Origin of the sequence: Pusillimonas minor (genome assembly GCF_014237865.1) — a bacterium.
GTDB lineage: Bacteria > Pseudomonadota > Gammaproteobacteria > Burkholderiales > Burkholderiaceae_B > Neopusillimonas > Neopusillimonas minor.
This window is the reverse complement of record NZ_JACJUU010000004.1, coordinates 48849-68481: the sequence shown is the minus strand read 5'-3', so window position 1 is coordinate 68481 and position 19633 is coordinate 48849. Positions and strand designations below refer to the sequence as shown.

Here is a 19633-nt window from a genome sequence, read left to right as displayed (position 1 = left end):
GATTTCAGGCCGCCTTTCCCGCCAATTGAGGGAACGCTTCGTTCAGGGTCATGACCTGGCCCATCTGCCCCGCGTCGTAACCCACCAGGCCCGATACAAACTTACGATACCGCTCACCGTTTAATAATGCCAGCAGTTGACGCATGGAAGACGACGTCAGGCTGTCACGGTTGACGGCAAAAAAGTAGCGCTCTTTGGCCAGGGGAATAAACGACAGCCCGCAGCGCCAGGCGGCGGTCTCGACGCCAATGCCCACATCGGCCATACCACTGGCAATATGCGCTGCAATGGCCATGTGGGTAAATTCGCTGCTGTCGTAGCCATTGACCTGACGCGGGTCTATACCCAGACGCCGCAGCATCAGCCCCACCAGAAAACGCGTGCTGGAACCAATCTGGCGATTGACGAACCGGACATCGGGTTTGATCAGATCGGCGATGGAGTGGATGTTTTTAGGGTTGTCGGGCTGCACGAACATACCGGTATCGCGCTGCGCCAGGTAAATAAGGCAGTGCTGGTCGGCATTTAGCCAAGGGCTGTAGTGCTCCAGAATGGCGTGTTCGAACTCACCCACCGGCACCTGAAACCCGGCCAGATCGCATTCGTTGCGCGTTAACGACGCCAGCGCTTCGGTCGCAGTGCGGTAGCGCAATTCAATAGACAACATTTCGTGGGCGCTGGCCTGCTGAATCAACCCCTCGACGGCAAAACCATGGCTGGCATGCAAACGCAAACGCGGGCGGATTTCCGGGTGCAGGCTTTCGAGTGCTTCTTGCAGTTCAGACGCCATGCTTTGCAACGTCGGCGCCAGCCGTGCTTCCATGCGCCGGTTGGCCCACAACAAATGGTGCGCAAAAGGGGTCAGCTTCGTCCCTTGCCGCCGGCTGGTTTCTAGCAGCCCGGCCTCGAAAACGCCCTCGGCGCGACGCAACAGACCCCAGGCATGCCGGTATGACACACCGCATTCGCGACAGGCGCCGGCAATATTGCCGGTGGCCTCGATGGCAGCCAGCAAACGCAAAATATCACCCAGCGGGAACCGCGCGCCGTCGGGCGACTCGAGCGTCCATTCTGAGTTCAGGCGCGCTTGAAATTTATATGTCATTTATTTCATATTGAATCGGGGGGACTAACGCGGTAGATTATTGCAAATAAACGTTTTTTATTATGCACCAATAAACATAATAAAGCATCCGCCCCTTGCAAAGGACACTCCCCCATGTCAACCCCCGAAGATCCGGTCCGCTTTGCCGCGCAACGCGCACTCGACACCTATTCTGGCCAGCCCGGCAACCTGTTGCCCATTCTTCACGCCGTCCAGCACGAACTGGGCTGCATTCCCGACGAGGCCGTGCCGGTGCTGTCGCAAGCCCTGCAATTGTCGCGGGCCGAGATCCATGGCGTTATCAGTTTTTACCCGCACTTTCGCACTCAGGCGCCGGCCGGGGTCGTCCTCGAAATGTGCCGGGCCGAATCCTGTCAGGCCATGGGCGCGCAATCGCTCATCGACCATGCCCGTCAAAAACTGGGCTGTGACTTCCACGAAAACAGCGCCGACGGCAAGGTCACCCTTGAACCGGTATATTGTCTTGGGCTGTGCGCCCAATCACCGGCCGTCATGGTTAACGGCAAGCCACATGCCCGCATGACACCCGCCAAACTCGACCGCCTGCTGGCCGAACAGGGGGCCTGACCATGACTGCAACCGTGAAAATTTTCGTCCCCAAAGACGCGGCCGCTCTGGCCGTGGGCGCCGATGCCGTCGCCAACACCATCCAGGCCGAGGCTGACCGCCGTGGCATCAACATCGAACTGGTGCGCAACGGTTCGCGCGGGCTGCTCTGGCTCGAAACGCTCGCCGAAGTCGACACCCCCGAAGGCCGCGTGGCCTTCGGCCCCGTCGATGCCGACGATGTCGCCGGGCTGTTCGACGCTGGCTGGCATCTGAGCAAGCGCGATCACGCCCTGTGTCATGGCCCGACCGAAGACATTCCCTACCTCAAAAACCAGCAACGCCTTACTTTTGCGCGCGTGGGCATTACCGACCCGCTCAGTTTGTCCGACTACCAGGCGCACGGCGGCTTCGAGGGCCTGAAGCGCGCTATTGGCATGACGCCGGCCGAGATCGTCGAAGAAGTCACGCAGTCGGGTCTGCGAGGCCGCGGCGGCGCAGCCTTCCCCACCGGCATCAAATGGAAAACGGTGCTGAACACCCCGGCCGACCAAAAATACATTGCCTGTAACGCCGACGAAGGCGACTCGGGGACGTTCTCCGACCGCATGATCATGGAGGGAGACCCCTACACGCTTATCGAGGGCATGACCATTGCCGGCCTGGCAGTCGGGGCAACCCAGGGCTATATCTACCTGCGCTCCGAATACCCCCACGCCGCAGCTGCCCTGAACAGCGCCATCGACAACGCACGCGCCGTCGGCTGGCTGGGCCACGATATCGGCGGCAGCGGTCGTCACTTCGACCTCGAAGTGCGTATTGGCGCCGGCGCCTACATTTGCGGCGAAGAAACGTCGATGCTTGAAAGCCTTGAAGGCAAGCGCGGCCTGGTGCGCGCCAAGCCACCCCTGCCCGCCATCAAGGGCCTGTTCGGCAAACCCACCGTCATCAACAACGTTATTTCGCTGGCCACGGTACCCATCATTCTGGCCAAAGGCGCCAACTACTATCGCGACTTCGGCATGGGCCGCTCCATGGGCACACTGCCTTTCCAGCTGGCGGGCAACCTCAAGCAAGGCGGCCTGGTCGAACGGGCTTTTGGCATTACCCTGCGCGAACTGCTGTACGACTTCGGCGGCGGCAGCGCCAGCGGCCGGCCGCTCAAGGCCATTCAGGTGGGTGGCCCGCTGGGCGCCTACCTGCCCGAATCGCAATGGGATGTCCCCCTCGATTACGAAGCCTACATCGGCATATCAGCCATGGTCGGCCACGGTGGCCTGGTCGCCTTCGACGACACAGCCGATATGTCGCACCTGGCCGAATACGCCATGGAGTTCTGTGCCGTCGAATCATGCGGCAAATGTACCCCTTGCCGTATTGGCGCCGTTCGCGGTACCGAAGTCATTCAAAAAATCCGGGCCAACCACCAGCGCGAACAGCAAGTGCACCTGCTGCGCGACCTGTGCGACACCATGCTGGGCGGGTCACTCTGTGCCCTGGGCGGCATGACACCCTACCCTGTCCTTTCGGCGCTAAACCATTTCCCGGAAGACTTTGGCCTTGACGCAACCGCGCCCGCCAACCCCTGATACCGGAGCCAACCATGCTAGAAACCATTGCCAAACGCGACCGTGACTTCGGCACACCCGCCCGGGTCAGCACCCAACTGGTCAACCTCACCATCGACGGCCAGGCCGTTCAGGTGCCCGAAGGCACCTCGGTCATGCGCGCCGCCGCCGAAACGGGCATCAATATCCCCAAACTGTGCGCCACCGATTCGCTCGAAGCCTTCGGCTCGTGCCGCCTGTGCCTGGTGCACATCGAAGGCCGGCGCGGCTTCCCGGCGTCGTGCACCACGCCCGTCGAAGAAGGCATGGTGGTCATCACCGAAAACAAAAAGCTCAACGACATGCGTCGCAACGTCATGGAGCTGTACATTTCGGATCACCCGCTCGACTGCCTGACCTGCCCTGCCAACGGCGACTGCGAACTGCAAGACATGGCCGGCGTTGTGGGGCTGCGCAACGTGCGCTACGGCTACGACGGCGCCAACCACCTCAACGATACAACCGACGCCTCCAACCCTTACTTTGCGTACGACCCGTCCAAGTGCATCGTCTGCAGCCGCTGCGTGCGCGCCTGCGAAGACATCCAGGGCACATTTGCACTTACCATCGACAGCAAAGGGTTCGAGTCGCGCATTACCGCCGGCCAGAAAGATACTTTCCTTGAGTCCGACTGTGTGTCGTGCGGCGCCTGTGTCCAGGCCTGCCCCACATCGTCGCTCATGGAAAAAACCGTCATCATGATGGGCCAGCCCGAACACTCAGTGGTCACAACCTGCGCCTACTGCGGTGTCGGCTGTGCCTTCAAGGCCGACATGAAAGGCCAGGAAGTCGTACGCATGGTGCCCTGGAAAGACGGCAAAGCCAACCGCGGCCACTCGTGTGTCAAAGGCCGTTTTGCCTGGGGGTACGCCACACACAAAGACCGCGTCCTCAAACCCATGATTCGCGAGAAAATCACCGATCCATGGCGTGAGGTCAGCTGGGAAGAAGCCATCGGTTACGCAGCCTCGCAAATTCGCCGCATCCAGAACCAATACGGCCGCGACTCGGTAGGCGGCATTACATCGTCGCGTTGCACCAACGAAGAAACCTACCTCGTGCAAAAGCTGGTTCGTGCCGCCTTCGGCACCAACAACGTCGACACCTGCGCACGCGTTTGCCACTCGCCCACCGGCTACGGCCTTAAAACCACGCTGGGCGAATCGGCCGGTACGCAAACCTTCGACTCGGTCATGCACACCGACGTCGTCATCGTCATGGGCGCCAACCCCAGCGCGGCGCACCCCGTGTTTGCCTCGCGCCTGAAAAGCCGCCTGCGTCAGGGCGCCAAACTTATTGTCATCGACCCACGCACCATCGAGCTGGTCAGCTCGCCGCACATCAAGGCCGACTACCACCTGCCGGTTCGGCCGGGCACCAACACCGCCCTGCTCACGTCAATGGCACACGTTATTGCCACCGAAAACCTCATCGACGAAGCCTTTGTTGCCGAGCGTTGCGAGACCAAGGCCTTCAACGAATGGCGTGAATTTGTATCGCGCCCCGAAAACTCGCCCGAAGCCATGGCCGAGATCACCGGGGTCAATGCCAACGACTTGCGCGGCGCGGCCCGCCTGTTCGCCACCCACGGCAACGGTTCTATTTACTACGGTCTGGGTGTAACAGAGCACAGCCAGGGCTCCACCACCGTCATGGCCATTGCCAACCTGGCTATGGCCACCGGCAATATCGGCCGCGAAGGGGTGGGCGTCAACCCGCTGCGCGGGCAAAACAACGTGCAAGGCTCGTGCGACATGGGCTCGTTCCCGCACGAACTACCCGGCTACCGCCATGTATCCGACAACGCCGTCCGACAGCAATTCGAACAGGCCTGGGGCGTCACCATCCAACCCGAACCCGGCCTGCGTATTCCCAACATGTTCGACGCGGCCCTTAGCGGCTCGTTCAAGGCGCTGTATTGCCAGGGCGAAGACATCGTCCAGTCTGACCCCAACACGCAACACGTTACTGCGGCCCTCAGCGCGATGGAATGCATCATCGTCCAGGATATTTTCCTGAACGAAACCGCCAAGTACGCCCACGTATTCCTGCCGGGCTCGTCGTTCCTGGAAAAAGACGGCACCTTCACCAACGCCGAGCGTCGTATTTCGCGGGTACGCCAGGTCATGGAACCCCAGGCCGGCCTGGCCGACTGGGAAGCCACCTGCGCATTGTCCAATGCGCTGGGCTACCCCATGAACTACAAGCACCCCAGCGAAATCATGGACGAAATCGCCAGCCTGACACCGACATTCACAGGCGTTTCGTTTAAACGGATCGACGAGTTGGGCGGCAGTGTTCAGTGGCCCTGCAACGAAGACGCCCCCGAAGGCACCCCCATCATGCACATTGACCAATTCGTGCGCGGCAAGGGCAAGTTCGTCATTACCCAGTACGTACCCAGCGACGAGCGCAGTACGCGCAAGTTCCCGCTGCTGCTTACCACCGGGCGCATTTTGTCTCAGTACAACGTGGGGGCTCAAACCCGGCGCACCGACAACGTCTTGTGGCACCACGAAGACGTACTGGAAATTCACCCGCACGATGCCGAAGAGCGTGGCATCAGCATGGGCGATTGGGTTGCCGTTCAAAGCCGGTCGGGCGAAACAGCCTTACGCGCCGAAATCACCGACCGCGTCCAGCCCGGCGTGGTTTACACCACGTTCCACCACCCCGAGTCGGGCGCCAACGTCGTCACCACCGACAGCTCCGACTGGGCCACCGACTGCCCCGAGTACAAGGTCACTGCAGTACAAGTGCGCCGGGTCACGCAACCGTCCGATTGGCAGGCCCACTGGACGCGCTTTACCGATATGCAGCACGACCTGCTTGAAAAGCGCATCAAAGAACCTGCGCCTTCAAACTGAGCTTCTCCCGCATGACCCAGCCGGCCTCGACACCCGCACCCACCTTCACCGGCGCCCCCACGCCGGCGACGGGCGGCGGGGTGTCGTCTGCCGTCTGGCGATACTGCGCGGGCACAGCCGGGCTGCAGCCCGACACCGACATACTCGCCGAAGAAACGGCCATTGCCCTCGAGTACAACGGCATCAGCCATGCCACCGTGCTGGCCACGCCGCTAAACCTCGAAGACCTGGCCTATGGGTTTTCGCTGACCGAAGGTATTATTCGTCGGCCGGCCGACATCTACGACATCGAAACACACGAACAAGACAACGGCATTGTTGTTCAGGTCACTATTGCCTCGGCCTGTATCAACGACCTTAAACAACGTCGCCGCAGCCTGGCAGGGCGCACCGGTTGCGGCCTGTGCGGCCTTGAAAGCCTGAGCGATGTCGAAAGAAAGCTGCCCGCCCTGCCCGGTCGCGCGGCACGCATCAACCCAAACGCTGTGTTGGCCGCAGCAGGTCGCCTGCGCGACAGCCAGCCTGTTCATGCACAAACCGGCGCCACGCATGCCGCTGCCTGGGCCGACATGCAAGGGCAACTACTGTCGGTACGCGAAGACGTCGGCCGTCATAACGCATTCGACAAACTCATTGGCCATCTAGCCCGACAAGGTCAAGATACAACCGAGGGCTTTGCCGTCATTTCAAGCCGGGCCAGCTTCGAGATGGTCCAGAAGGCGGCCGCAGCGGGCATCGGCGCCGTCGTGGCGGTATCTGCGCCCACACACTATGCTGCCCAAATGGCACACAACCTGAATGTTTTACTGGTGGGTTTTACCCGGCAAAACGCTTTTACCGCGTACGCCCACCCCGAATATCTTTCCAGCGAAGGAAGCCCCTCGTGAACAATATCGACCACTTGATCAAACTGGCCAACCGGATTGGCGATTTCTTCAATGCCATGCCCGATCGGGCCGAAGGCATTGAAGGCGTGACCAACCATATCCAGAAGTTTTGGGAACCTCGCATGCGTAAGGCGCTGCTCGACTACCTGGCCGCCCACCCCGATGGCAAAACCCCGAACATCGAACTGAACGCCATTGCACTCGAAGCCCTGACGCAGCATCGCGACCGCCTGACGCCCAAAACCGCCACGACTGCTTAACGCCCGACAGGCAGGCATAAAAATGCCGCTTGTGCCCGCACAACATGTGGCACACAAGCGGCAACACCCGTAGCACCGGCCCGCAATACACGCGATACCGGCACGCCGACGGGTTATTTATCTTCTTTGACGCGGTAAACCAGCACGGCTGTTTTAGCCAGGCTAAGCACCTTGGCTGTTACGCTGCCCAACAGCAAACGCGACAAACCACTGCGGCCATGGCTACCAATAAAGATCAGGTCGCAACCGTTTTCTTCAGCAGCGTGTACAACGCCGTCGGCCACATTGAAATTGGTAGTGGCAACCTTGCTGACCTTGACGCCCGCCGTATCGGCACGATCGGCAACAGCCTGCAGATATTTTTCGGCTTGTTCGGCGACGGTTTTATCGTAGTCTTCGTCGGTAATGGCGTAGGCAGCGGCCATGCCGTCGAACCCGACCGTTGCGGCAAACGGTTGCGAAACGTGCAACGCAACAACTTCGGCACCGATTTCTTTAGCAAAACATACACCCTTGTTGGCAGCCTGTGCCGAAAGTGCAGAGCCGTCGGTAGGGATAAGAATTTTCTTGAACATGGGTTGGGCCTTTTGCAGGGATTAATGTTGGTACACCATGGTACGAACGGACGTTAAAAAAATAAAGTCGGGATTCTGCCGTAGTTTGCGCTGAATCAAGAAGTAGCGGCACGGAACAGATTGGTACACCGCGCACCGCTGCGGCAATACGCCAATACGGGGCCGGGCAAGGTATTGAGCAACTGAGAGAAGCGGGCGACGTCTTCGGCCGTGATGGCGCCGCTGACGACAGGTTGATACTCAACCTGCAAGCCTGCAGCTTTTGCCGCGGCAATCACATCGGCCGACGTGGGCTGATCGGCACCACCTTCGAAATCGGGACGATTGATAATGACACTTTTATAGCCGGCCGCAGCCACGGCAGCCATATCTTCGGGCGCCAATTGCGGGGCAACCGAAAAGCTATCGGTAAGGGGGTTAACAGGTACAGCCATTTTATTTGCTCCGTCTGACGGCAGCGGCGTGTGTGCCACTGCAAAAAATAAATATTCGCCTTCCAGTTTACACCTGCACACGCACGCCGTAACGGCTAAGCGCGTTGGCAAATGCCGGGCCGTGCAACAGGGTAAATTCAGCATTGCGTTGCGGGTCGATGCGCGCATCATCCACTTGCGCCTGTTCGGGGTGACACATCATGACGTCGCCGGGTTGGGCCACCGACACCCAGGCATCGAGCCAACGGCCATACGCAGCCGCACCGCCCTGAAAGTCGTACGCCCCCAGAAAACGCGGATTGGTCTGGAAGCCGCTTTCGCGGGCCAACTTAACCAACGCACCCGCACCCAAGGCCTGAATGACGCGCGCCTTGAAACGCAGGCCTGCCGGCATGGCGGGTTGCGAACGCATTTGGGTGCTGCGCAGCCAGAACCCGGGCTTGTGTCCGTACCGGCGCGACAACTCGAACACAAGCTCGTCACGAATTTGCGGCAGTTGATGGACATGCAAATGACCATCGGCATAGTCAGGTGCCTGCCCCATTACGGCTTCAAAACGGTCAAGCTGACGCACGATTTGAGCCCGCACGGCCGCGACATCAAGACGATAAAGGTAGGCGTCGCAAATAAGCGCCTTTAACGGCTGATGCAGCCCGGGCTGCCCCAGGTTGTCGGTGAAGTTAAGGTGCAGACCCTTTTGCACTTGCCGGGCCCGCAAAGCCGCTGCGCCTTGCGCAAAGCAAGGGCCATCGACCAGGCAACTGGTGGCGCTTAAACGCCCTGCGTCGGCCAGAGCCAGAATGGCGCGATTGGCGGCAGGGTTCATGCCGAAGTCGTCGGCGCATACAATGAGCGGTTTCAGGTCGCCATTGCTGGCCTGCTTGTCTTGCGAACTCATCATGCAGAAATTAATGGGCCAGGTGGCCTGGTTTGTATTAGTAGGCTGTGCCGCCGCGGCAACCCATTGGCTGGTCGTCGTGGCTGCGGTGTCGTTACTGGGGCTAGCCCCATTGCTGGCCAACGTAGCGGGTTGGCTGGTTGCGTTTTGCGTATCGTTTGCCGGGCACTATACCCTGACTTTCAGGCACCAGGGTGCGCCGCTTGGCCAGGCACTGCGGCGATTCTTTGCCGTGTCGGCGGCCGGCTTTGGTATTAACGAAGTGGCTTATGCCCTGTTGCTGCATGCCACACCCATACGGTACGACGTACTGCTGGCGCTGATCTTGATTGCAATTGCCGTATTGACCTTTGTCGCCGGCCGGTTCTGGGCATTCAGGCAGGCGGGCGCGCAAAAGGTATAAGCGACGCCACGTTTGCAATGCCAATTAAACGCACCCGGCCCACTGTTGGTTTTGACGCTTGCAATGCGCGGCGCGCAGTTAACGCCCCTTAAACCTCACTGTCGGGGATATCTCCCGGCGTTGTAAGCCCCTGCCCGTGGCGCTTGCGTACGATGTACACGGGGCGGTTTTTAACCTCGCCAAAAATACGCCCGATGTACTCGCCCAGCACGCCCACCGACACCAGGTTGACACCCGCAAAAAACAAAATAACGGTGGCCAACGTGGTAAACCCTTGCACCGGATCGCCAAACAACAAATGCTTGATGACCGTAAACGCCCCAAACGCAAAGGCCAGTAGCGAAATCACAATACCTGCCACGCTTAATACGCGTAGCGGCCAGGTCGTAAATGCCGTCAGGCCGTCTATGGCAAACCCGAACAACTTAAACGGCTTGAAGGTGCTGGTGCCGTGCAGCCGCTCGGGCGGATGATAATAAAAAGGCTCGGCCTTGAAGCCTACCCAGGCAAACAAGCCTTTCATGAAACGATTGCGTTCGGGCAGCATCAGCAAGGCATCAACGACCGAGCGGTCCATCAGCCGGAAGTCTCCCGCGTTTTCACCCGCACACCGCCGGGCGTACGCATAAGCTGATAAAACAATTTGGTGCCAACACGTTTGAAGGCAGATTCGTCGTGACGGCTGGCACGCACGCCATAGACCATGTCGGCGCCCGCCTGCCAGCGCGCCAGCATTTCGGGGATAAGCGCCGGTGGATGCTGCAGGTCGGCATCCATACTGACCACCACCTGGCCTTGCGCTGCCTCGAGCCCGGCGCTAAGAGCGTTTTCTTTGCCAAAGTTGCGCGACAACTGCAGGTAAACAATTTCGGGGTGAGCCGCCGCCAGCCGGTTGACCAGTTCGGGCGTGGCATCGGTGCTGCCATCGTCGACCACAATAATCTCGTAGCGCGGTGTCAGCTTTTTAAGTACAGTAATCAAGCCGGGAATCAGCACTCCAAGGTTGGCATGCTCGTTCAGGCAAGGTACAACACAACTAATAGACTCTGGGTTCGACATATTCAGAAGACGACAACGCTACGCTGGCCAAACAGCCAGTTTACAGTTTATCGATTCCAGAAAAAACTATTGACGTTTCATCACACTCGCCAATAAGATATATTTAATAGTTATCTTATAGAAAGGCCTGCTTATGTCGACCCGAGACACACTTTGCACCGAAGACGAAATTCGGCAAATGGTTCATCTTTTTTACGACCGGATCCGGCAAGATGACCAGCTAGGCCCCATTTTTAACCATCACATTCACGACTGGGACACCCACCTGCAACGCATGGTTGACTTCTGGTCATCCATGCTGCGGGGCACGGGCACCTACGAAGGCACCCCCATGCCCAAGCACATTGCCCTGCCCGGCCTGACGGCGCAGCTGTTTGGTCACTGGCTCGATCTCTTCCACAGCACGCTGGCCACGCTGCCCAACCGCGCCATGGCCGAAAAAGCCGAAACCTTTGCCGAACGCATCGCGCGCAGCCTGTGGTACGGCTACCAGCTGCACAACGCCCCCAACGCGCCCTTGCGCGAGGTTGCCCGTGCCTGAAATTTTCAACATCGCCGAACCCGCGCCTGCCGGACGCGGCCGCCCGTCATGGCAAGCCCTCCTCGAAATGGGCTTTCGGCCGTTATACCCGGCCGGTGTGCTCTGGGCCCTGATTTCGGTTGCGTTGTGGGTATATGCGCCTGGCCTGCTGTCGCCTCGCCTGGGGGTATTGGCCTGGCATGCCCACGAAATGCTTTGGGGCTTTATTGCCACCATCGCCGTCGGCTTTCTGTTAACCGCCGCCGCCACCTGGACGGGCATCAACCCGCTTAAAGGCAAGCCACTGGCGCTTTTGTGCGGGCTGTGGCTGGTGGCACGGCTGGCGTACTTGGGCAGCAACACCACTTGGCTGGCCATTGCCGTGGTGGCCGAAACCCTGTTCTTTGCCATTGCCGCCCTGGCGTTATGGCGCGTTATTGGCAAAACCCAAAGCCGGCGTAATTACGGTGTGCCCTGGCTGGCCATGGGCCTGGCGGTTGCCAACCTGCTGTATGTTCACGCAGCCTGGCTGGGCGACTACAACGCCCTCATGACGGCGTTTAATATCGGGCTCGTCGACATGGCGGTTATTGCGCTGCTGGTCGCCCGCCGGGTGATCCCTTTTTTTGCAATGCGGGCCATTAACGGGCTCGAACTGCCCATGCATATGGGTACCGGCCAGCTTCAACTGGGCCTGGGCTTGTTCGCCATTGCCACCGGGCTTGTCGGCCTGCCCCGCATTATGGCCATCGCACTGGCGCTTACCGGCCTTATCAGCCTGTACCAATTATTTACCTGGAAGCCGGTCGCGGTCCGCAGCAAGCCCATTTTATGGATCCTGTACATCGGATACGCCTTCATGGGGCTAGGGCTGATCACCGCCGGCGCCTGGCTGCTCGACTTAACCCCCGGCACACTGACGCGTGCGGCGGTACCGGCACACCTCATTGGCATGGGGGGGTTCTCGGTGCTGATTATTGGCATGGTCACGCGCACCGCCCTGGGCCACCTGGGGCGCCCTTTACAGCTCGACCAAAGCATGGTCGCCAGTTACGGTTTCATGCTGGCTGCGGTATGCTTGCGGCTTGCCGCACTATGGCCATCGTCGTTTGCCGCCGGCTTGCTGCATGCAGCAGCCGCCTGCTGGGTGGTGTCGTTGGCGCTGTACCTGTGGCGGTTTGTGCCCTGGTTAATCAGGCCGCGTTTTAATGCAACGCCCGTACCCTCAACAACCGTCAATATACGCGCAGCAGCCAGCCCCCGGCGGCCCAGTTAAAACATAACTTTTATATGCGCCTCACTACCCTGACCGACTACGCGCTGCGCCTGCTGATGTACGTGGGCCAGCACCCCGACCGCCTGTGCACCATCGCCGAAATCGCCGGCGCCTACGGCATTTCGGAAACCCACCTGATGAAGGTAACGCACCGCCTGGCACAAAACGGCTGGATAGAAACCATACGCGGCAAAAACGGCGGCATGCGCCTGGCCAGGCAACCCAAAGACATCAACCTGGGCAAGGTGGTGCGCGACACCGAAAACGACTTCGCCCTGGTCGAATGCTTTACCACCGGCAACGCCTGTACCCTGACAGGCCAGTGCGGGTTAACCGGTATTTTTGCCGGGGCGCTAGAACAGTTTTTACACCACCTCGACGGCTACACCCTGGCCGACATCTTGCCGCCGCCGGCCGCAGCAAACGCATTGGCCGGCGAACACCCGGTTAAATTCGATCGCATCGAATCGTAATGGCGCTGGCGCGAAGTTCGGCCATGACCGCGTCGCTGACCTCGCCCTCGACGTCAGACACCACGTAACCGACCTCGCCCAGCGTTTGCAGTTGCTGGCGAACGATGTTCAGGCCGTGTGAAGCCATAACGCCGCTGAGCGTACCCAATGCACCCGGCACATTTCTGTGAACGTGCAAGATACGCGTCGCACCACCGGCATCCTGGTAGGGGACTTCGGGGAAATTGACGGCCCCTTTGGTGGTGCCGCTTTTAACAAAACGCACCAGTTTCTCGGCCACTTCGCGGCCGATATTTTCTTGGGACTCTTGCGTACTGCCCCCGATATGCGGCGTAAGAATAACGTTACGCATGCCTATCAGTGGGCTTTGCAGCGCCTCGTCGCGCCCTTTGGGCTCGACCGGGAAGACATCAATTGCCGCCCCCGACAAATGCCCGCTTTGCAACGCCTGATGCAGGGCATCGATATCAACCACCGTACCGCGCGATGCATTAATTAAAATGCTGCCGGGCTTCATGGCCTGCAGCGCTTTTGCATTAACAAGATTTTTGGTGCCACTACCACCGGGCACATGCAACGTCACCACATCGGCCTGTTCAAGCAACTGATGCAACGAGGTGCACGCACGGGCGTTACCCAACGGCAACTTGGCTTCAACGTCGTAGAACACCACCCGCATGCCGGCAGCCTCGGCCAAAATACCCACCTGCGAACCAATATTGCCGTACCCGACAATACCCAGGGTTTTACCCCGGGCTTCGAAAGCGCCATCGGCGGCTTTATCCCAGTGACCATGATGGACACGATCGTTTTTTTCGGGGATACGACGCAGCAACAGAATGGTTTCGCCCAAAACCAGTTCAGCCACCGAGCGCGTGTTCGAAAATGGTGCATTGAACACCGGAATGCCCTTAAGCATGGCGGTGTTCAAATCGACCTGATTGGTGCCAATGCAGAAACAACCCACGGCACGCAACTGAGGCAACGCGGAAAAGAGCTCGGCATCGAGATGCGTACGCGACCGGATACCGACCAGTTCGGCCCCCTGCAGCGCATCACGCAGCTCGGCTGGCGGCAATGCCGCCGCGTAGGTAACCACATCGGTCAAACCCGCTTCGTTAAACACTTCCAGGGCGCTGGGATGAATATTTTCGAATAAAACAATTCGCGTCATGATGCCTTCCAGTAACAAATTACCCAAACTTCATTGTGGACCATCGGACCGGCCATGGCCCGCTCACCCCTACCGCAATCAGGGGTAAGCACACCGAATGTGTCGTATTAGTGCAAACCACTAGCTTGTGGTAATGTTCGTGGCATGAATCTTGCTTGAGAACCATCGAATGTCCGGCCCTCTTCACGGGCTGGATACGTGTTCAAGGTTCCGAACGGAGGTTCAATATGAAAATCATCCCGGCCAACCACCGCAGCCCTGCCCTGGCTGACAACGCCACCTGTCGGCGCGAAGCAACACAAGCGGCTTATGTACTGCCATCGTTAATGAAATGCTATATGCCGCCCAGCGCCAGTGAAACACTGGCACGACGGCTGGGCGCCTGGCTAAGCCAGGCCGGGCAGAAATTCAAAGCCCTGAATTAAGATCAGGACTCGGCCACAGCGCCCGAAGGCTCGGGCAAAGGGTCGAGCGACCGCCAAAGGCATGGCTTGCCGACGGCATCATCGAGCACCTTCAGATACTGCTGATGCTCGACCATTTCAGCTTCTGATGCACGCAAAACCTTAAGCACCGACGCATCGAAAGCGGCCAGCCCCTGGCCACCGCCGCCCTGGCCATCGTGCGCGTCAAAATCCATCAGCAAGGTGTCTTGCCCGCGCGTCATCGCCAGCCATACCTCGGCCAAAAGCTCGGAGTCGAGCAACGCCCCGTGCAAGGTACGGTGTGCATTGGAAATGCCGTAGCGTTCGCACAAGGCATCGAGCGAATTACGCTTGCCCGGGTGCAACTCGCGGGCATACAGCAGAGAATCGGTTATCGAGTCACACAACGTACGGAACGGACCCAGCCCGGCCCTGTTAAGCTCGGCGTCGAGAAATTTGACGTCGAATGCCGCGTTATGAATGATGACCTCGGCACCCGCCACATAGTCGACAAGTTGTGACGCAACCTCGTGAAAGCGCGGGTAAGCAGACAGAAATTCGGTGGTCAACCCGTGCACGTTCAAGGCTTCCGGGTCGCTGTCGCGATCCGGGTTCAGGTACAAATGCAAATGACGGCCCGTCAGGCTGCGATTCACCATCTCGACGCAGGCCAGTTCAACCACCCGATGCCCTTGGGCAGGGTCCAGACCAGTGGTTTCGGTGTCGAGAATTATTTGACGCATGGCAATTTAAACAATAAAAGAAAAAACATGAACAGTGCCGACAACCGGTAACGCGGCGCCGGCATGGCGCAGGCGCAACACACGCCGCGCCTGAAACCGCGCACAGCGGCGCCTATAATTTAAGCCCTGACCGCCTGCCGACCGGCAATAAGAGAATACGCCACAGGCACCACGTACAAGGTCAGCAGCGTACCAAACGACAGGCCGCCCACCAGCACCCAGCCAATCTGCTCGCGCGATTCGGCGCCGGCGCCGGTTGCCAGTGCCAGCGGCACCGTACCCAACACCATCGCCCCCGTCGTCATCAAAATGGGCCGCAATCGCAGCACACTGGCTTCGGTCACGGCATCAATCACATTGCGGCCCTCCTGGCGCAACTGGGTCGCAAATTCGACAATAAGAATACCGTGTTTGGTAATAAGACCAACCAGTGTAATCAGGCCAATCTGGCTATAAATAGACAGCGTCCCCCCGGTGAGCCACAAGGCCAACAGGGCGCCCGTCATGGCCAGCGGCACCGACAACATAATAATGAACGGGTTTCGCCAGCTTTCGAACTGGGCGGCCAGTACCAGGTAAATAAAGGCCAGCGCCATGACAAACACCAGGTAAATACTGCCTGACGAATCGCGAAACTCGCGTGACTGGCCATCGAGGTCGATTTGCACCGTGGGCGGCAGGGTATCGCGCGCCACGGCAAACATATGGTCAAGCACCTCGCCCAGCGCATAACCGGGCGCGACCGACGCCTGCACTTTGACCGCACGCAGGCGATTAAAGTGGTTGAGCGACTGCGGCGACACGCTTTCGGTGACATCAAGGAAGTTGGACAACTGCACCATGCCCCCTTGCGCGGTACGCACGTAAATATCCGAGATGTCGCGCGGATCGGCGCGGTCTTGCTTATTGACCTGCACAATCACATCGTACTGTTCGCCGCTGTCTCGAAAGCGGGTTACCTGCCGCCCGCCCAGCATGGACTCGAGCGTGCGGCCCACCGTGCCGACATCCACACCCACGTCAGCCAGTTTCTCGCGATTCACGGCCACCGTAAGCTCGGGGGTGTTCAAGCGCAGGTCGGTATCAATATTCTGCAGCCCAGGGTAGCCGGCAAGCTTCTCGACGAAATCGTCAACCAAACGACCGATTTCTTCGTAGGGCGCCTGGCTCATGATGACGAACTCGATGGGCTTGGAGGTGGCCCGCTGACCAAACGATGGCGGATTGCTGGGGAAGGCCCGCACACCGGGCAACCCCATAAACTGCGGCAAAAGGCCGGCGGCAATTTCTTGCTGCGAACGTTCGCGCTCATCCCAGGGCTTAAGCCGCAAAATGGCAAAAGCCTCGGTCACCGTCGGAAACCCGACAATAGACTGATTGCCGGAGGCCTCGGAGATACCGGAGTACATCTGTTCGATACGCTTCACGCTGTCGAGCGTGTAATCGAGCGTCGAGCCGTCTGGCGCGCTGACAACACCGAACACCACGCCACGGTCTTCCAGCGGCGCCAGCTCGCTTTTTATGGTTTTGAAAAGCACGCCGCTGGCCGCCGCCACCAGCAAGCCCAGCACGACAACCGCAAGGCGGTGGCGCAACGCAAAACCCAGACTGTTGCGATAGGCCCGGGTCATGCCTTCGAGGAGGTTCTCAATGAACATGTACACCTTGCCGTGCGACGGCTGATGCTTAAGCAAGGTAGAGCACATCATGGGGGTTAAGGTCAGTGCCACAAAGCCCGACACCAGCACCGCCCCGGCCAGCGTCAGGGCAAACTCAATGAACAGACGTCCGGTGCGCCCGGTTGCAAAGGCCAGCGGCGCATACACAGCCACCAGCGTCAGCGTCATGGCAATCACCGCAAAGGCAATTTCTTTAATACCCAAAAAAGACGCTTCAAGCCGCGACTTGCCCTCTTCGATGTGCCTATAAACGTTTTCAAGCACCACAATGGCGTCATCCACCACCAGACCAATGGCCAGCACCATGGCCAGCAGCGTCAGGGTATTAATTGAAAAGCCAAACAAATACATAATGCCGAACGCCCCGATGAGCGACACGGGTATCGTCACGATAGGGATCAGACTGGCGCGCACGTTGCGCAAGAAGAAGAAAATGACCAGCACCACCAGCACGACGGCCTCGAGGATGGTCATGTATACCGAGTTGATGGACTCTTGAATGAACACCGAGCTGTCGTAGGCGATATTCAAGCGCATGCCATCGGGCAGATTCTGGTTGATCTGCTCAACCTCGGCGCGCACGGCCCGGGACAGATCGAGCGGGTTGGCCGTTGATTGCTTGGTAACGCCAATGTTAAGACCATCGTTGCCGTTAAAGCGCGACAAAATGCGCTCGTCGGCAGGGCCGATTTCGACATTGGCCAGATCGCCCAGGCGCACGGGGTAACCGCTAACGGTGGCCACAATGACGTCTTTAAACTGCTGCACGGTTTGCAAGTCTGTGGTCGACACCACTGAAAACTCGCGCATGGCCGATTCGATGCGACCGGCCGGAATCAGTACATTCTGCTCGCGCAACGCCGACTCGACATCTTGTACGGTCAGGTTATAGCCCGCCAGTTTGGCCCGATCGATGTAAATGCGCATGGCCGGCTGGCGTTCGCCAAAAATACGAACTTCTGCCGCGCCGGGCAACACCGACAACCGGGTTTTGATGTACCGGTTCAGGTAGTCGGACGCCTCCATGGTGCTTAAACTACCGGCCTCGACAGCAATGTAAATAATGGGTGTCGAATCGGCCTCAACCTTGCTGATCACCGGCTCGTCGATTTCGTCGGGTAAAAAACGGCGGGCGCGCGACACCTTGTCGCGCACATCGGCTGCGGCCGCGTCCGGGTCGCGATCCATATTGAACTTGATACTGATCCAGCTGCGTTCGGAGCGGCTGCGGGACGTCATCACGTCAACCCCTTCCATACCCGACAACTGGTCTTCAAGCGGCTTGGTCACCTGCGACTCGACCACTTCGGGTGACGCCCCCTTGTAATCGGTCATGACCGACACGACGGGCTCGTCGATGGCCGGGTACTCGCGCACCGTAAGGCGATCGTATGAAATCAGGCCGACCAGCACCACCAGCAGGGAAAGCACCGTGGCAAATACAGGGCGCTTGATACAAACTTCGGACAGAACCATGATGCGTTCCCCGGATCAGGAGGCCGACGGACCGGCAGCGGCCGGTGCAGGCGCAGAAGCGCCGGCAGCCGCCGGCAAGGTCAAAATACGCACCGGGGTGCCATCAGCAATTTTTTGCAGGCCGGCAATCACCACCTGGTCGCCCGGCTGGACACCGCTCAAGATTTCAACTTGCCCCGACCGCCGCTGACCGATCTCGACCACGACCCGGCGCACAACACCGTCTTCGACACGAAACACAAAGCGCTCTGGCCCGGCCGACTGCAGGGCGGTTTCCGGCACTACGGTAACCTGTGTGTTTTCGAATACCAACTGGACACGGGCAAACATACCCGGGCGCAATTTGCCGTCGGGGTTGGGCACGTCGGCGCGCACCAGCACCGAACGGCCACCCACGTCGACCTGCGGGTTAGCCGCTTTTACGCTGCCCTTACGCGACTCGCCCGGCAGCGCATCGAAGCGCACCGTCAGACCAAGGCCAACCGCGATCTGGTCCACATACCCCTCGGGCACACGGAAATCGACCTGCAAGGGGTCGATGGACTCGATAGGCGCAATATCGGTGCCGGCACTCACATAATCGCCCACAGAAACCTGACGCAAGCCAATCACGCCATCGAAAGGCGCCAGAATGGCGGTTTTATCGAGCTGAGCTTGCGCCAGCGCCACCGCGGCCTGCTGCACTTTAAGCTGGTTAAAGGCTTCGTCTCGGGCTTGCTTGCTAATAAACCCTTGCTGAGTCAGCGTTTGGGACCGCTGATACTGCGTATTAGCCAGGCTAAGGTTGGCCTGGGCCTGTTGCAGCTGAGCTTTGACGACGCTGTCGTCCAGGCGAACCAACAACTCGCCCCGCTTGACGGGTTGCCCCTCGGCAAACTTGATGTCGGCAATTCGGCCCGCAACTTCAGGGCGCAAAACAACAGCATTCTCGGAACGCAAGGTACCCACAGCCGAGACTTCACGCGGCATGCTGACCTGAACCACCGGCGCCACCTCGACACCCACCTGCCGCGGCCCGGCCGCAGGCGCGCCTGCAGGTTTGGCTGCCTGGGTTGCGGCCGACGCGCTGGCATTTTGTGCAGGTTGTCCTGCACCGGGCCCCCACCACCTGGAGCCTGCCACGCCCAAAGCGGCGCCTATACCCAATACGACCAGAAAACCTGCAACGTTTTTGTTCATGAAAGCGTGTTCATCTATAAGCGGGT

Annotated in this window: 20 protein-coding genes; 10 read left to right on the top strand and 10 right to left on the bottom strand. The window is 59.4% G+C overall.

All coding sequences use genetic code 11. The annotated features are described in order from the left end of the window. Positions 1 to 4: 4 nt before the first annotated feature. A complete protein-coding gene (locus tag GTU67_RS07025) occupies positions 5 to 1105 on the bottom strand; it encodes a substrate-binding domain-containing protein (protein WP_185779392.1) in 1101 nt (366 codons plus the stop codon). Positions 1106 to 1219: 114 nt separating this feature from the next. Between GTU67_RS07025 and GTU67_RS07020 the strand changes: the two genes are divergently transcribed. From GTU67_RS07020 to GTU67_RS07000, 5 genes are read left to right on the top strand one after another with little or no spacing between them, the layout of a single operon-like run. Then, the gene (locus GTU67_RS07020) at positions 1220 to 1693 is read left to right on the top strand and encodes a formate dehydrogenase subunit gamma (RefSeq protein ID WP_185779391.1); all 474 of its coding nucleotides are present in this window, start codon (positions 1220 to 1222) and stop codon (positions 1691 to 1693) included. A gap of 2 nt (positions 1694 to 1695) precedes the next feature. Then, positions 1696 to 3261, top strand: a complete 1566-nt coding sequence (locus GTU67_RS07015; protein WP_185779390.1) for a formate dehydrogenase beta subunit — start codon at positions 1696 to 1698, stop codon at positions 3259 to 3261. Positions 3262 to 3275: 14 nt separating this feature from the next. Then, entirely contained in the window at positions 3276 to 6146 is a 2871-nt protein-coding gene (fdhF, locus tag GTU67_RS07010; RefSeq protein WP_185779389.1) for a formate dehydrogenase subunit alpha, read from the top strand. A gap of 11 nt (positions 6147 to 6157) precedes the next feature. Further along, entirely contained in the window at positions 6158 to 7033 is an 876-nt protein-coding gene (gene fdhD / locus GTU67_RS07005; RefSeq protein WP_185779388.1) for a formate dehydrogenase accessory sulfurtransferase FdhD, read from the top strand. Then, entirely contained in the window at positions 7030 to 7293 is a 264-nt protein-coding gene (locus GTU67_RS07000) for a formate dehydrogenase subunit delta (RefSeq protein WP_185779387.1), read from the top strand. The genes fdhD and GTU67_RS07000 overlap by 4 nt, the downstream gene beginning before the upstream one ends. A gap of 113 nt (positions 7294 to 7406) precedes the next feature. Here the strand turns inward: GTU67_RS07000 and GTU67_RS06995 are convergent, their stop codons facing one another. The 3 genes from GTU67_RS06995 to GTU67_RS06985 form a co-directional block, all read right to left on the bottom strand. Then, positions 7407 to 7868 (bottom strand): universal stress protein, encoded by a 462-nt coding sequence (locus GTU67_RS06995; RefSeq protein WP_185779386.1) that lies wholly within the window; start codon positions 7866 to 7868, stop codon positions 7407 to 7409. A 95-nt stretch (positions 7869 to 7963) separates the two neighbouring features. Further along, positions 7964 to 8302: a protein tyrosine phosphatase family protein gene (locus tag GTU67_RS06990; protein ID WP_185779385.1), complete on the bottom strand. Its 339-nt coding sequence runs from the start codon at positions 8300 to 8302 to the stop codon at positions 7964 to 7966. A gap of 67 nt (positions 8303 to 8369) precedes the next feature. Further along, positions 8370 to 9203, bottom strand: coding sequence for a ChbG/HpnK family deacetylase (locus GTU67_RS06985; protein WP_185779384.1), 834 nt, complete (start codon positions 9201 to 9203; stop codon positions 8370 to 8372). Between GTU67_RS06985 and GTU67_RS06980 the strand changes: the two genes are divergently transcribed. Further along, a complete protein-coding gene (locus GTU67_RS06980) occupies positions 9202 to 9603 on the top strand; it encodes a GtrA family protein (RefSeq protein WP_185779383.1) in 402 nt (133 codons plus the stop codon). The two genes, GTU67_RS06985 and GTU67_RS06980, sit on opposite strands and share 2 nt — an antisense overlap. An 88-nt stretch (positions 9604 to 9691) precedes the next feature. Here GTU67_RS06980 and GTU67_RS15335 read toward each other — a convergent pair whose 3' ends face one another. Both GTU67_RS15335 and GTU67_RS15330 read right to left on the bottom strand, forming a co-directional pair. Then, positions 9692 to 10180: a hypothetical protein gene (locus GTU67_RS15335; protein ID WP_249417617.1), complete on the bottom strand. Its 489-nt coding sequence runs from the start codon at positions 10178 to 10180 to the stop codon at positions 9692 to 9694. Continuing rightward, positions 10180 to 10662, bottom strand: coding sequence for a glycosyltransferase family 2 protein (locus GTU67_RS15330; protein ID WP_249417616.1), 483 nt, complete (start codon positions 10660 to 10662; stop codon positions 10180 to 10182). Before GTU67_RS15330 ends, GTU67_RS15335 begins: the two co-directional genes overlap by 1 nt. Before the next feature lie 133 nt (positions 10663 to 10795). Between GTU67_RS15330 and GTU67_RS06970 the strand changes: the two genes are divergently transcribed. Genes GTU67_RS06970 through GTU67_RS06960 form a run of 3 tightly spaced genes read left to right on the top strand, consistent with a single transcriptional unit; the run spans position 10796 to position 12931 of the window. Continuing rightward, positions 10796 to 11203 carry a group III truncated hemoglobin gene (locus GTU67_RS06970; RefSeq protein ID WP_185779382.1) on the top strand — a complete coding sequence of 136 codons (408 nt, stop codon included), beginning with the start codon at positions 10796 to 10798 and terminating at the stop codon, positions 11201 to 11203. Then, entirely contained in the window at positions 11196 to 12458 is a 1263-nt protein-coding gene (locus GTU67_RS06965) for an NnrS family protein (RefSeq protein ID WP_346726997.1), read from the top strand. The genes GTU67_RS06970 and GTU67_RS06965 overlap by 8 nt, the downstream gene beginning before the upstream one ends. 14 nt (positions 12459 to 12472) lie before the next feature. Next, complete coding sequence (locus GTU67_RS06960) at positions 12473 to 12931, top strand: RrF2 family transcriptional regulator (RefSeq protein WP_185779381.1); 459 nt, start codon at positions 12473 to 12475, stop codon at positions 12929 to 12931. Here GTU67_RS06960 and serA read toward each other — a convergent pair. After that, complete coding sequence (serA, locus tag GTU67_RS06955; RefSeq protein WP_185779380.1) at positions 12906 to 14105, bottom strand: phosphoglycerate dehydrogenase; 1200 nt, start codon at positions 14103 to 14105, stop codon at positions 12906 to 12908. The two genes, GTU67_RS06960 and serA, sit on opposite strands and share 26 nt — an antisense overlap. Before the next feature lie 227 nt (positions 14106 to 14332). On the opposite strand from serA, the gene GTU67_RS06950 reads away from it, so the two are divergent. Continuing rightward, positions 14333 to 14530, top strand: coding sequence for a hypothetical protein (locus tag GTU67_RS06950; RefSeq protein WP_185779379.1), 198 nt, complete (start codon positions 14333 to 14335; stop codon positions 14528 to 14530). Between the two features lie 2 nt (positions 14531 to 14532). On the opposite strand, the gene dnaQ is transcribed toward GTU67_RS06950, so the two are convergent. The 3 genes from dnaQ to GTU67_RS06935 form a co-directional block, all read right to left on the bottom strand. Continuing rightward, positions 14533 to 15273, bottom strand: a complete 741-nt coding sequence (gene dnaQ / locus GTU67_RS06945; RefSeq protein ID WP_185779378.1) for a DNA polymerase III subunit epsilon — start codon at positions 15271 to 15273, stop codon at positions 14533 to 14535. 119 nt (positions 15274 to 15392) lie between these two features. Then, complete coding sequence (locus GTU67_RS06940; RefSeq protein WP_185779377.1) at positions 15393 to 18428, bottom strand: efflux RND transporter permease subunit; 3036 nt, start codon at positions 18426 to 18428, stop codon at positions 15393 to 15395. A gap of 15 nt (positions 18429 to 18443) precedes the next feature. Further along, positions 18444 to 19607, bottom strand: coding sequence for an efflux RND transporter periplasmic adaptor subunit (locus GTU67_RS06935; protein WP_185779376.1), 1164 nt, complete (start codon positions 19605 to 19607; stop codon positions 18444 to 18446). Positions 19608 to 19633: the final 26 nt, after the last annotated feature.

Coding starts and splice junctions, on each gene's coding strand:
- GTU67_RS07025 (WP_185779392.1), bottom strand. CDS start 1,105: ATGACATATAAATTTCAAGCGCGCCTGAACTCAGAATGGACGCTCGAG.
- GTU67_RS07020 (WP_185779391.1), top strand. CDS start 1,220: ATGTCAACCCCCGAAGATCCGGTCCGCTTTGCCGCGCAACGCGCACTC.
- GTU67_RS07015 (WP_185779390.1), top strand. CDS start 1,696: ATGACTGCAACCGTGAAAATTTTCGTCCCCAAAGACGCGGCCGCTCTG.
- fdhF (WP_185779389.1), top strand. CDS start 3,276: ATGCTAGAAACCATTGCCAAACGCGACCGTGACTTCGGCACACCCGCC.
- fdhD (WP_185779388.1), top strand. CDS start 6,158: ATGACCCAGCCGGCCTCGACACCCGCACCCACCTTCACCGGCGCCCCC.
- GTU67_RS06995 (WP_185779386.1), bottom strand. CDS start 7,868: ATGTTCAAGAAAATTCTTATCCCTACCGACGGCTCTGCACTTTCGGCA.
- GTU67_RS06990 (WP_185779385.1), bottom strand. CDS start 8,302: ATGGCTGTACCTGTTAACCCCCTTACCGATAGCTTTTCGGTTGCCCCG.
- GTU67_RS06980 (WP_185779383.1), top strand. CDS start 9,202: ATGCAGAAATTAATGGGCCAGGTGGCCTGGTTTGTATTAGTAGGCTGT.
- GTU67_RS06985 (WP_185779384.1), bottom strand. CDS start 9,203: ATGATGAGTTCGCAAGACAAGCAGGCCAGCAATGGCGACCTGAAACCG.
- GTU67_RS15335 (WP_249417617.1), bottom strand. CDS start 10,180: ATGGACCGCTCGGTCGTTGATGCCTTGCTGATGCTGCCCGAACGCAAT.
- GTU67_RS15330 (WP_249417616.1), bottom strand. CDS start 10,662: ATGTCGAACCCAGAGTCTATTAGTTGTGTTGTACCTTGCCTGAACGAG.
- GTU67_RS06970 (WP_185779382.1), top strand. CDS start 10,796: ATGTCGACCCGAGACACACTTTGCACCGAAGACGAAATTCGGCAAATG.
- GTU67_RS06960 (WP_185779381.1), top strand. CDS start 12,473: ATGCGCCTCACTACCCTGACCGACTACGCGCTGCGCCTGCTGATGTAC.
- serA (WP_185779380.1), bottom strand. CDS start 14,105: ATGACGCGAATTGTTTTATTCGAAAATATTCATCCCAGCGCCCTGGAA.
- GTU67_RS06950 (WP_185779379.1), top strand. CDS start 14,333: ATGAAAATCATCCCGGCCAACCACCGCAGCCCTGCCCTGGCTGACAAC.
- dnaQ (WP_185779378.1), bottom strand. CDS start 15,273: ATGCGTCAAATAATTCTCGACACCGAAACCACTGGTCTGGACCCTGCC.
- GTU67_RS06940 (WP_185779377.1), bottom strand. CDS start 18,428: ATGGTTCTGTCCGAAGTTTGTATCAAGCGCCCTGTATTTGCCACGGTG.
- GTU67_RS06935 (WP_185779376.1), bottom strand. CDS start 19,607: ATGAACAAAAACGTTGCAGGTTTTCTGGTCGTATTGGGTATAGGCGCC.